The sequence below is a fragment of the Syntrophomonas sp. UBA1041 genome (assembly GCF_002316705.1).
Lineage (GTDB): Bacteria > Bacillota > Syntrophomonadia > Syntrophomonadales > Syntrophomonadaceae > DTU019.
This window is the reverse complement of record NZ_DCEA01000006.1, coordinates 1-12,106: the sequence shown is the minus strand read 5'-3', so window position 1 is coordinate 12,106 and position 12,106 is coordinate 1. Positions and strand designations below refer to the sequence as shown.

The 12,106-nt window shown below is 49.3% G+C and carries 16 protein-coding genes; 12 read left to right on the top strand and 4 right to left on the bottom strand.

Annotated elements, in window-relative coordinates; translation table 11 throughout:
- The 4 genes from B2633_RS01550 to B2633_RS01535 form a co-directional block, all read right to left on the bottom strand.
- Positions 1-182, bottom strand: a 182-nt coding sequence (locus B2633_RS01550) for a hypothetical protein (protein WP_483168784.1), incomplete at its 3' end; no start/stop codon positions are given.
- A gap of 40 nt (positions 183-222) precedes the next feature.
- Positions 223-375, bottom strand: a complete 153-nt coding sequence (locus B2633_RS01545; RefSeq protein ID WP_483168783.1) for a hypothetical protein — start codon at positions 373-375, stop codon at positions 223-225.
- A 68-nt stretch (positions 376-443) separates the two neighbouring features.
- Entirely contained in the window at positions 444-1,619 is a 1,176-nt protein-coding gene (locus B2633_RS01540; protein WP_483168782.1) for a Ger(x)C family spore germination protein, read from the bottom strand.
- 1 nt (position 1,620) lies between these two features.
- A complete protein-coding gene (locus B2633_RS01535) occupies positions 1,621-3,222 on the bottom strand; it encodes a spore germination protein (RefSeq protein ID WP_483168781.1) in 1,602 nt (533 codons plus the stop codon).
- A 250-nt stretch (positions 3,223-3,472) separates the two neighbouring features.
- Between B2633_RS01535 and spoVT the strand changes: the two genes are divergently transcribed.
- The 12 genes from spoVT to B2633_RS01475 all read left to right on the top strand — a co-directional run.
- Complete coding sequence (spoVT, locus tag B2633_RS01530; RefSeq protein ID WP_481042124.1) at positions 3,473-4,036, top strand: stage V sporulation protein T; 564 nt, start codon at positions 3,473-3,475, stop codon at positions 4,034-4,036.
- A 172-nt stretch (positions 4,037-4,208) separates the two neighbouring features.
- A complete protein-coding gene (locus B2633_RS01525; protein WP_483168780.1) occupies positions 4,209-5,762 on the top strand; it encodes a putative polysaccharide biosynthesis protein in 1,554 nt (517 codons plus the stop codon).
- 13 nt (positions 5,763-5,775) lie between these two features.
- Positions 5,776-6,543, top strand: coding sequence for a nucleoside triphosphate pyrophosphohydrolase (gene mazG / locus B2633_RS01520; RefSeq protein WP_481042128.1), 768 nt, complete (start codon positions 5,776-5,778; stop codon positions 6,541-6,543).
- A 108-nt stretch (positions 6,544-6,651) separates the two neighbouring features.
- Positions 6,652-6,924, top strand: coding sequence for an HU family DNA-binding protein (locus tag B2633_RS01515; protein ID WP_481042130.1), 273 nt, complete (start codon positions 6,652-6,654; stop codon positions 6,922-6,924).
- Between the two features lies 1 nt (position 6,925).
- Positions 6,926-7,168 carry an RNA-binding S4 domain-containing protein gene (locus B2633_RS01510; protein WP_483168778.1) on the top strand — a complete coding sequence of 81 codons (243 nt, stop codon included), beginning with the start codon at positions 6,926-6,928 and terminating at the stop codon, positions 7,166-7,168.
- 147 nt (positions 7,169-7,315) lie between these two features.
- Positions 7,316-7,585, top strand: coding sequence for a sporulation protein YabP (gene yabP / locus B2633_RS01505; protein ID WP_481042134.1), 270 nt, complete (start codon positions 7,316-7,318; stop codon positions 7,583-7,585).
- A gap of 37 nt (positions 7,586-7,622) precedes the next feature.
- Positions 7,623-8,054 (top strand): spore cortex biosynthesis protein YabQ, encoded by a 432-nt coding sequence (yabQ, locus tag B2633_RS01500; RefSeq protein WP_483168777.1) that lies wholly within the window; start codon positions 7,623-7,625, stop codon positions 8,052-8,054.
- 110 nt (positions 8,055-8,164) lie between these two features.
- Positions 8,165-8,401: a helix-turn-helix transcriptional regulator gene (locus B2633_RS01495; RefSeq protein WP_481042138.1), complete on the top strand. Its 237-nt coding sequence runs from the start codon at positions 8,165-8,167 to the stop codon at positions 8,399-8,401.
- Entirely contained in the window at positions 8,388-8,675 is a 288-nt protein-coding gene (locus tag B2633_RS01490; RefSeq protein ID WP_481042140.1) for an FtsB family cell division protein, read from the top strand. The genes B2633_RS01495 and B2633_RS01490 overlap by 14 nt, the downstream gene beginning before the upstream one ends.
- Before the next feature lie 98 nt (positions 8,676-8,773).
- Positions 8,774-9,226, top strand: coding sequence for a S1 RNA-binding domain-containing protein (locus B2633_RS01485; protein WP_483168775.1), 453 nt, complete (start codon positions 8,774-8,776; stop codon positions 9,224-9,226).
- A gap of 66 nt (positions 9,227-9,292) precedes the next feature.
- A complete protein-coding gene (locus B2633_RS01480; RefSeq protein WP_481042144.1) occupies positions 9,293-10,189 on the top strand; it encodes a Ppx/GppA phosphatase family protein in 897 nt (298 codons plus the stop codon).
- 135 nt (positions 10,190-10,324) lie between these two features.
- On the top strand, positions 10,325-12,106 hold a 1,782-nt coding region (locus tag B2633_RS01475; RefSeq protein ID WP_483168774.1), incomplete at its 3' end, for a hypothetical protein.

Below are 12,106 nucleotides of genomic sequence, written 5' to 3'. Positions count from 1 at the left end.
TTCACCAGGATATAATAATAAATCCAGACCAGCAGCAAACCGGGCGCTATTGACCCAATAATCACCACCCAGCCATGCTGGGCCACGTTTGCAGCCAGAAGTTTGGCCAGGACCTGATAAGGTGTGACCGCCATGGTAACGAATAGTATGCAGAACAGCTGAATATTTGTAAGCTTTGCCAACTGAGATCACCTCTCTTTGAATAAGGTTTGATCCCGCCCATCACGGACCTTGCACCTGCATGGCCATTATTAACAGGGGATTGAAAAAAGGCCAGTGATAAAACTGTACCATGGCCAGATAGATGGCCAGGAGCATAAAAACAGTATAGACGAGCAGATCTTTATTAAGTCTCTGTCGCCGAAGATTCGGCACATCTAGAGCTAATAAAAATACAACCAGCAGAAAAAACAAGGCGGTAAACATGACGACAGCCCTTCCTATCAATTTTTAATCGGTACCGGCGCTTCAATCAGGTATGTCCTGCGGACACTATAGTTTACCTCAGCTTGAACCTGAAGATCACTGAAGTGCGCAGGCCAATCCGCTTTCAGTTGTTGCCACAGCGCCGGGTTTTGGCGGCTTATCATAGCCCCCCAGCCGAAAATATCGCTGCCTAAAAGCTGCGCTTTGTGAATACAGGCCAGAGCATTCTCTTTGATAGCCTGAGAGGTCAACTGTTCCAACCGGGCCAGGTTCGCGGTGGTTTGGAGATTCTCTGCGGAGGTCTGCTCATACAGGTTCCCGTCGGCCTCAATATCAATGAGTATTTCCACCGTGCCATCCGGATTAAAACTGGGAGTGCAGCGGGCTCGGGAGCGGATTATTTCCATTGTCACCATATCTTCTAACGGCCCGGTTTCAGTATCACCGGATAGATTGACGGTTACCAACCCGCCGCGCTTCTCGCCAGGATCAAGGATGCGCAGGCCCCGGCTTTCTTTTTCATTGAGTTCGCCTACCATACGGCGATCTCGGAATACTGCCACTCCCTGCAAACGCAATATCTTTTCACCATCGGCCTCTTCGATCTTAACCTGGGGAAGTACCGGCTCAATTCCCGCAGTGACGTACTTGGTGCGGAAATCACGAAGAGTTACGGGCAGATAAATTCCAGACTGACTTTCCTGCCCGCGGATTATTTTCACCAGGGCTAACGCGGAGTAATTTTCCGGAGGGGTCTTGACCTGCAGCACTTCTTCCGGAGTAGCTCCCGCGGCAAGGAAGAGCAGCATATTAGGGCATATAAAACGATTTCGTGAAACAAAATCCATCATCAAGTCCAGATCTTTCCGTGCTACCTGTTCCCCCAGCAAAATGGTTGTGGCCAGCGACCAGACCGGGGTGCGGGGAAAGCGGAGGGTAATCTCTCGGGCTGCCTGCGCATAGCCGGGAGCCTTTCCCTTTAAGACTACGGTTTCTACTTTGGCTGTTCCGCCGCCTTCCGGCTTGCTTGAGGGGCTGGCCACCTGAAAATGAATCACCTTCTGCTCCCCGTCCACATCGATGCCGAAACCAGTCACCGCAACGGTGTCATCCATCTCCACCCGGTTGTAACATCCAGTCAAGCCAGAGGAAAGTAAGCTTAGAATCAGGCCCATCAAAATGATCTTGCGCATGCTATGACTCCTCTCTATCCCGGGGCAGATTCTGACGGGCTTGATTTTTCATGCTCTCCTGATAGGGCCGTTTGGAGTTCAGACTCCAGGGACGGCGGATTAGGATATCGCTGATCTGGGCTAGGTTGAATGGTGCTATTGGAGAGAGATAGGGCTGGCCGAGCGATGACAACGAAGCCATGCGCGCCGCCAATATGAGCAGGCCCATAATTATGCCGAAAAAACCCAGGGTAGCCGCCAGCAAAAGCATGCCAAAGCGGAGGATGCGAACCATCAAGCCGGCGTTATAAGAGGGGGTGACAAATGAAGCGATGCCGGTAAAGGCCACCACTACTACCATAGGGGTCCCTACCAGGCCGGCCTGCACCGCAGCGTCGCCGATAATCAATGCGCCTACGATGCTAACCGCCGGACCTATAGCCCGTGGCAGCCTCAGGCCAGCTTCACGCAGCAGTTCGAAGGTCAACTCCAGCATCAAAGCTTCAATTGCGGCCGGAAACGGCACCCCCTGACGGGCTGCAACCAGAGTCAAATATAGAGACAAGGGGATCATCTCCTGATGGTAAGTTACCACGGCAACATATACCGAAGGCAGCAACAAAGCGATGAAGAAAGCGATAAAACGGCCCACTCTCAAAAGTGAGGCGGCGATAAAATTCTGATAGTAATCCTCTCCCGCATTTAGAAACTGCGGGAAACTGGTGGGGACCACCATGGCCATAGGCGAGCCATCCACTAATATGGCCGCCCGGCCTTCCAACAGGTGGCCGCATATCCGGTCCGGTTTTTCTGTGTACTCAACCTGAGCCATTATCGAGAACTTCTCATCGCTGATATACTCTTCCAGATAACCGGTGTCTAGAATAGCATCGATATCGATGATTTCTAGACGGCGTCTGATTTCGGAGACCAGGCTTTCGGGAGCAATATCTTCTATATAACAGACCACCACATTGGTTTTGCTGATCCGGCCGATAGACATGGCCTCGATTTTGAAATCGGTTGATTTCAAACGCCGCCTGAGCTGCGCGGTATTAAAGCGCAGGGTCTCGGTGAAGCCCTCTTTGGGCCCCCAAATAGTGGATTCGTTCTCCGGTGAATTGATAGAACGGCCTTGCCAGGAACGGGTTCCTACCACTATGCCTTGTTTATGCCCATCGATAAGCAGAACGGTGTCGCCTGCTGTGATATGATCGCAAACCGCTTCCAAAGTAGACAGGGTTTTTATTTCGCCCATGGGCAAAAGCTGTTGAATTGATAGTTCGATAAAGTGTGCCCGGCTTTCCTCGGTCAAGCTCTCAGGTTCGGCTTTTAAGCGCAAGAGCGGACGCAGCAGGTGTTCTTCTATTTCCTGCCGATCGATCATACCATCGAAATAAAGCATGGCAGCCTTAACGGTAACCTCTGAACCGATCAAAAACTCACGGGTGACTGCATCTGAGCACTTTTCCAGCAATTCTTTTAAGTTTTGCAGATTGTCGTCCAATTGCTCGGAAAGATCGTTTTGTCGCAGCGCGGTTCTGGCTCGAACAGGATGGTCGGGTTTTGGTGATGATTGGCGGTCTTGGTGTGGAGCGGATGGTTTTCTGTTTATATAACGCATGATGATAACCTCGCTTTATGAACAAATAGAGGCTTCCAATTCCATCCTCAGTATGAGCCATCAAGGCTGCCTTTATGCACCAGTACAACCAGAAAGAAGACCATGATTGAAAGCTTTGGCATGCCTGCTGCTGAAGAATTTTTTACAGCCACGGCAAAAAGTGAATAAAAGCCTGTGATGAGCTATATACTATCACTGAGAAAGAAAACAACATTTTCAAGTTTTTTAAAAAAGGAGGGATAAATGTAAATTGAAAGCAACAGGCATTGTACGACGCATAGACGACCTGGGAAGGGTTGTTATCCCCAAGGAGATACGCCGGACCTTGCGGATTCGTGAGGGTGATCCTTTGGAAATATTCGTTGATCGTGAAGGTGAAGTTATACTAAAAAAATATTCTCCTATTGGAGAATTAGGCGATTTTGCCAAAGAATACGCCGATTCCCTGCATGAGACTATCGGCCATATCTCGATGATCGCAGACCGGGATGTGATTATAGCCTTGGCTGGGGCCAACAAAAGGGAGTTCCTGGGCAAGTCCATCGGCAAAGCGGTTGAGCGTGCGCTGGAAGAGAGAAGTACTTTAATGATGAACGAAATCGAGACCAGCGACGACGAGAATGTGCATGTTATCATGAATGAAGACCGTGAATACACGGTTAAGTCCCAGGTCATTGCACCGATTATAACTCAGGGTGATCCTATCGGGGCAGTGATTATTGTCACCAAAGAACCAGGGGTAAGATTGGGTGATATGGAAGTGAAACTGGCCGAGACTGCCGCTGGTTTTTTGGCTAAACAAATGGAACAATAAGGCTTTGGTTCCTAAGGAGCGATCTTTACCCTAGAAGCGAAGATCGCTTCTTTTGCATTTTTGGATGCCTTTTAATTGTAAACTTAAACAGGTATATAACCGGCATGGGTAATTTTGCCTTCAATAAGTTGGACTATGATATAATAAACCCTATGATGTTGGGGAGGGACTTATGAATCATCGTCAGAGTTTCCTTAAAGGCGCGCTGATACTGAGCGTTGCCGGGGCTATTAGTAAGATTTTGGGAGCCGTATACCGGATTCCCCTGGCCAGACTTATCGGTGCCGAAGGTATTGGTCTGTATCAGATGGCCTATCCCATTTATACCACCATACTGGCCTTAGCAACCGCCGGGGTGCCGGTCGCCATATCCATCCTTATCGCCCGCAAAGAAACCCAGGGCTTTCCGGGAGAGAGCCGCCGCATTCTACGGGTTTCCCTGTTGCTCTTAACTGTTTTTGGACTACTCCTGACCCTGGTGGTAATTGCATCTTCGAAGTTCCTGGCCTGGTATGTACTCAAAGACGGAAGGGCTTATTATGCTATCGTGGCCGTTGCCCCCGCCATCTTCCTGGCTGCTTTGATGTCGGTTTTTCGCGGATATTTCCAGGGGCAGCAGTCAATGATTCCTACCGCGGTTTCACAAGTGGTTGAACAGATTTTTAGGGTAACCGCAGTCTTATTTCTGGCATATCTTTTATACCCGCGGGGATTGGAATTTGCAGCCGCCGGCGCTACCTTTGGCGCCGTTGTGGGAGGCATAGGCGGCTTGCTGGTTCTGGTCGTGTTTTATAATTGGCACCGCCAACAGCAAAAACAGGCCGGGCTGAACTTGCTGCATACTTCAACTCCTCCCTGGACCCTGGCTACGGAGATGGTTCGCCTGGCCGTACCGGTTTCATTTGGAGCCGTGGTCTTGCCATTGGTGCAGATGCTAGATGCGGTCATCGTGCCGGGGCGTTTGTTGGCCTTGAACTACAGCACCTCGCAGGCTACCGCGCTTTATGGCTACCTGGCCGGAATGGCCGCGGTTCTGATCAGTCTTCCCACCATATTTACCATCTCTATATCCACCAGTCTGGTTCCTGCCATATCAGAAGCCCTGACCAGACAGGACCGCAGACTATTGAACGAACGTTTGAACCACGGTTTCAGAGCGGGTATGATGATTTCCTTTCCCGCCGCCGCCGGTCTTTATATACTGGCCTTTCCCATCTGTGACCTGCTCTACGGACACGCGGAAGCCGGAGTACCCCTGGAACCCCTGGCCTTTTCAGCTATTGTTCTGGCAGCCTTTCAGATCTCCAGTGCCGGCCTGCAAGGTATTGGCAGGCCGGAAATAGCTATGCGTCATCTGATTATTACCGGCGTCCTTAAAGTAATCTTCAATTACTCCTTGACCAGTGTGCCTGCCTTAAATATCCGCGGGGCCGCCATCGGCACAGTCCTGGCTTTTACCCTGGGCTCATTGCTCAATATTATTTCCTTAAAAAAATCGACCGGCATTCAATATGAAATAGGACGTATGTTTAAGCTAATACTGGCTACCCTCATAATGGCCCTGTCAACCCGCAGTTTTTATTATTGGCTGCTGGGCTTCGATATAGGATCCCATATAGCCACATTGCTGGCCGTACTGTGCGGGATGATTGTCTACCTGATCTTGCTGATATTAACTCGAGAAATGGACTATGACATGTTAAAACGCCTTAGAGGCAGAGAATAAGGAGGAATTAGCCGTGGGCCAAATAGGCAGCAAGACTGAAGAACTCGTAAATATAATGGACAGGTTGTTAAGCCCCAACGGCTGCCCCTGGGACCGCGAACAAACCCACCAATCACTGTCCAGGTATCTGATCGAAGAGTGTTATGAAGTGGTGGAGGCCATAAAGTCAGGGGAAATGAGCCAACTGCGGGAGGAATTGGGAGATCTCCTCTTGCAAGTGGTATTTCACGCCGCCCTGGCTGAACGGGAAGGGCATTTTAATTTGGCCCAGGTAGCTGATACCGTATCGCAAAAGATGATAAACCGCCATCCCCATGTATTCTCCGACCTGTCGCTGCAAACCAGCAGCCAGGTCTTGGAAATCTGGGAGGGGTTTAAAAAAGATGAGGGCAAGAAAACCATATTGGAAGGCATTCCGGTTATGCTTCCGGCTTTGCTGCGGGCTTATAAAATTCAGGAGAAAGCGGCCCGGGTAGGGTTTGATTGGCCAGACGCTGAAGGTGCTATAGAAAAGCTGAAAGAAGAAATCGATGAACTGGGCCGGGCGGAAAGCTCGGATGAAATGATGGAAGAAATGGGAGATGTATTTTTCGCTCTGGTAAATGTGGCCCGCATGAAAAAGATCGAACCTGAAGAGGCTCTGCAAGCCACTAATGATAAATTTGTACGCCGTTTCAATTATATTGAGGCCAAGGCCAAGGCCGGAGGTCAAGATCTAAAAGACATGACCCTGGAAGAGATGGACGCCCTGTGGGATGAAGCCAAAATCCAGGGACTGTAAGGCCCTGGCATTATTTAGAAAATTTTGTATGGGTTTTGCAGGAGTTCGCCTTTATACAGCGAATAAGCGTTAATATAATTACCAAAACTTGCATAGGGAGGAATAGAATTGAACAAAACCGATTTAATTGGAGATGTGGCAGCAGCGACCGGGATGACCAAAAAAGATGTTGAGAAGACCGTAAACGCCTTCATCAGCAGCATTGAGGACGCGTTGAAAACAGGGGACAAGGTTCAGTTAATCGGCTTTGGAACCTTTGAGGTGCGGGATCGTCAGGCTCGCAAAGGACGGAATCCTCAAACCGGTAAAGAAATTAATATTGCCGCCACCAAAGTTCCTGCTTTTAGAGTTGGCAAAGGGTTTAAAGAAGCGATCCTTTAAGATGCGATTGGACAAATATCTTAAGGTTTCACGCTTAATCAAGCGACGCAGTGTTGCCAAGGATTGCGCTGAAAGCGATCGGGTGCTGATCAACGACCGGGTGGCAAAACCAGCTACTGAAGTGAAAAAAGGGGACGTCATCACCCTTTCGATTGGAAACAAACAGACCCGTTTGGAAGTTCTTGAGATCAAAGAAAACGTCAAAGCCACTGATGCCAAGACTTTGTATAGAATATTAGATTAATTAATCGCCCCGGGAAACCAGGGCGATTTCGTATTTTCTGGATCCTGCACAGCTAGCATAAAAGCCATACCCTGACGCATATTGTTATGGTATAGGTATCGACGGGACGAATTCTCAAGTCCCTATCATGCTAAGGAGGGGAATTCTATGGCGGAACACAGTCTTATGTTATTTAACCGAGAACACATGGAAATAAGCGGGGTCACTAATGTAAGTACCTTTGATGAAAAGGAAATAATTATTGAAAGCCGCCTGGGTTATTTATACATAACCGGGGAGAACATGCATGTCAGCAATCTCAACTTGGATGATGGAAAAGTATCTGTTGATGGCAGCATTACCAGCATCGAATACAAAACCCAGTCCGGCGATCTGAAATCCCGTGGCAAAAACATCATCCAGAGGCTCTTAAAATAAATGCCAAAAAAGAGATTAAAAAGAGGGAGGGTTATGGTTGATTTGGCTTTTGGCCCAGATTGAGCCCTTTGTCTTTACCCTCCTGGTAGGGTTGGTTGCCGGTATGGTATTTCAGTTTTACCAGTACAGCATGGCCCTGTCTTCCTGTGGTAGATGGCTTTTATACCTGTTTGATTTTCTGGTCTGGGTATTGATCCTGCTGCTGGTCTTTACCCTTTTGTTGATTATCAACCAGGGGGAGATCCGGGTTTATATCATCCTGGCATTGTTCAGCGGCATCTTCATCTATTTTCAGACTATAGCCCCTAAAACCCAGCCTTTGATGCGTAAGGCTGCCCGGCTAAACGTAGCTTTCATTGGAGCGGTCACCTACAGATTAGGCACTCCCTGGCGCTGGCTTAAGAAACAGGTTCTGGCTTGGTTTGAGAAAATGCGTGAAACGGCAGAACCCGACGAAGAAGAAAAATAAAATCTTCATGCCAAGCAGGAATTATACCACCTCTGCAAGAACCTATAGAGAACATATTATGTACAATAATTGTCCACAGCATGTGGAAAAATTGTGGATAAGAAGGCAGCATGAAGATAGAGATCAGAGGCGCGGAAAAGCTGAGTTTCAGGGAAAAGCAAGTAGTGGCCTTAAAAGAAATGGGTAAATCAACGCAAGAGATAGCAAAGACTTTGCAAATTGGCGCCAGTACGGTGGCAACATTGTATAATCGTGCGCGCTCCAAAGGATATGAGGTGGTCATTGTTATTCCGGGGGACATTTTAGGCCTGATGCACGAGGAGGAGACCGACATTGAATCTTATTAAGCAGCCCAAGGCGCGGCTTATCATTGTTACGCTTATGCTGGGGTTTTTTGCTGTGACCTTGATACCAAGAGTCTACACCATTTGGAAACTGGACGGTCAGAAGCAGGCTTTAGAACAAAAAAAGCTGGAAGCCGCGCAGATTAACCAGGAATTGGCAGAGCAGAAGGACAAGCTCAGTAGTCCCCTGGTTGTGGAACGGATCGCCCGCGAACAACTGGGGATGGTGAAAAAGGGAGAAAAAGTGTTGATGGAAATGGAGACAGACGACTCATGAAGCCCATAAATGCCACTAATAATGTTGACTACTCCTGCGGCGCATAATACAATGAACCTAGTGAAACTTTATGAATTCCGAGGGGGACATTTAGTTATATGCCGACAGAACAAACGAATATGGTGCCCGGCGCCATCCTGGAAGGGAGAGTTCAGGGGATAACCAATTTTGGAGCCTTTATTGAGTTGCCCGGGGGCATGGTCGGACTGGTTCATATCTCTGAGATTGCCAACACCTATGTAAAAAATGTCAAGGATTTTATCCAGGAAGGTGATATGGTAAAGGTCAAGGTGCTCAATGTTGCGGGTAAAAAAATCGGGTTGTCGATCAAACAGGCTAACCCGGCTCCTCCACCTCGAAGCAACCCCAGTCGGGATACGGCTCCAAATGATAGGGCCGGGTCGGGAGAAAGGCATTATGTCCCTGGGCATAAACACGGGACTCATTTGAGTCTGGATGATAAAATCGCCAAATTCCTCAAAGAGAGCGATGAGCGCATGCAGCCTTTAAAAAATAAGGTTGAACCGCGTCGGCGTAGAAATAACCAGTAGTTTAAACGTTTATCGAAGCACTTCCGTTGGGAAGTGCTTTTTTACATGTGTAAAGGAGAAAGCACGATGAAATACGCCAGTATAGATATAGGCACTAATTCATGCCGGTTAATGATTGCCGAAATAGAAAACGGCGGGTTCAAGGTACTGTACCGGGATATGAAAACCACCCGTATCGGAGCAGGTCTTTCCAGCAGCGGGCAAATCAGCCCGGAGGCGGCGGAGCGCACGCTGCAGTGCCTGGGCCGGTTCCAAGATGCCATCAGCCGGAAAGGGGTGGCGGACTACCTTATAGTAGCCACAAGTGCAGTTCGGGAAGCCGCCAACCGTGCCTGGTTTGAAGAGTTGTGCCGGCTGCGGCTGCACAAAGAGGTCAAAGTCATCAGCGGGGAGGAAGAGGCCCATTTGACCTATAAGGGAGTGCAGAAAAGCTTGCTGCTGGACCGGCCCCTCCTGGTGGCAGACTTGGGAGGGGGCAGTACGGAATTGATCTACTCTCAAGAGGACCTTTATGTGAAATCTCTACCTCTGGGTGCGGTAAAAGGGGCCGAGATTCAAATCACTGAGAGACAGATTATGGATATATTGGAGGAGATAAAGGAAGTAAAGGTGCGATTTTCTGATGCCGCCCTGGTGTTTTGCGGCGGTACCGCCACCAGTGCGGTGGCGATGAAGTATGGCATGATCGACTATGACAGCAGCCTGGTACACGGACAGCGCCTGAAGAAGGAAGAAGTCCAGCAATGCTATGACAGCTTATTGAACATGCCTCTTGAAAAGAGGAAAAATATACGAGGTTTGCAGACTGAACGCGCCGATATCATTGTCTACGGATTGATGATAATGCTGAACTTGATGCGGGTATTGGAGAAAGACTGGGCAGTGGTCAGTGAAAGCGACCTTCTGGAAGGCTTAATCTGGGAAATGGATGAACTGAAGTCCCCAAAATCCGCTTCGAGTTAGACAAAATCCGTCTTCGCCCCTGAATAGGAATGATTTTGTTGGAAAATTCCAATGGTGTCATCCCCCTGAATGACAAAATTGACAAAAACCGGTTGGTATAATGGGTGGACAAGACCAAGAGATGGGGGATGTAAAGTGGAAAGAACCGAAGTATATCCTTATCAACGGGTATCGGATTCAGGCCTAGGCAAACGGGTTCGGCATCGCCAGATCTCCAACCCTTTGCCCAGGCTGAGCTTTCAAAAGGGCCGCGAACAGCTGACCGCCCTGTTTAATACCGTTAGACCGGCAGTAATCCCCATGAATCTAATGCTCAGCCTGGTCGGATTCATCCTGGCCAGAGCCTTTGTTCTGGGGGAATTACTGCCTTTTGTGTTTGCATTCGTGGTGGCTCTGGGCCGCCGCGACCCGGGAAGAACCATCTTATTGACCGGCAGCGCGAGCCTGGGAATGATGACCATTACCGGAGGCCTGCAGCTGGTTACCAATCTGTTCACACTTTTAAGCCTGGTGATCATTATTCAGGTGGTGAAAATTCCTGCCGACCGGCAATGGTGGGGTTATCCCCTCATAACCAGCGCCTTCCTGATTGTGTGCAAAGGCTTATTCAGTGTAATTCAGGGGCCTTCCTTTTATCAGGGCATGGTTGTAACTTTTGAAGCTTTAATCTCGGGAGTGCTGGTGTTTGTATTCAATATCGCCGGGGAAGCGGTGCAGATCAGAAAATCCATAGCCGACTTCCAGTTCGAAGATGTTACCGCCTTTTTGATTGTGGCGGTTGGCATCGCTATGGGGCTCAATGATATAGGGATAATGGGGTTGAATGCCGGCGGCGTTTTCTGCCGGGTCAGTATATTATTAGCCGCATATTTATGGGGAAGCGGCGCCGCTACTATGGTGGGGGTGATGGCGGGTCTGATCCCTTCACTGGCCTCCAGCATCTTCACGCAATTCCTGGGGATGTATGCCCTGTCCGGACTACTGGCGGGATTGTTCAGAAGCCTGGGCAGGGTGGGGATAATCGTAGGGTTTCTGTTGGGGAATCTGGCTCTGGCCATGTTCGTACCCGAGACCCGTACGAATGTTCTGGGGATATGGGAAACAGCCATAGCCTGCCTCTTATTTGTGATGCTCCCCACTTCTTTTAAGGAAAAACTACCGCTGGCCAGTGCTAGCGGGATAATGCCGGCGGCGAATCCGGGCTATTGGCCGGATTCCGGCAAGGCCAATGTGCGCAGCCGTATGGATGAGTTGGCCGGCCTTTTCGAAAATCTGGGCCAGACTTTCGATACCAATCCTTATCAGCATGACAGTTTTGAGGGTCAGTCCTATTTACACTATCTTTATGATCAGGTTTCACACGGTATTTGCCAGAGTTGTGTAAAGCATGAAAGATGCTGGGGCCAGGAATGCTACCAGACCTCCCAGGAGATTCTGGAGGTATTCGCCCTGGCAGAAGCGGAGGGTGTGATCAATCATGATGAGTGCCCCGGCAGTCTGCGCCAGAAATGCCTGTATTTTAAAGAAATCGCCAATACGGTGCAGTATCTGTTCGACAACCTGCGCATCAACGAATACTGGGCCGGGAAACTGAAGGAGTCTCGCAGCCTGGTTTCCCGCCAATTGAGCGGCATCAGTCAGATCATGCGCAATCTGGCCCAGGAAATTGAGGCCAAGCCACAATTTGACCGCCACTTGCGCGATAAACTGATGAAGGGAAGCCGGGAACGCGGGCTGGAGATTAAAGATATCCAGCCATGGATTAGCATTGGAGGACAGCTTTCATTACATGTACAGGCTGACTCCTGCAGCGACGGCAAAGGTTGCGAAACCCGTCTGGTACCGGTGATTTCATCAATAATGGGTGAATGCCTGACGGTTGCTGATAAGCAGTGTCCTGCCCGGTTGGGGCATAGT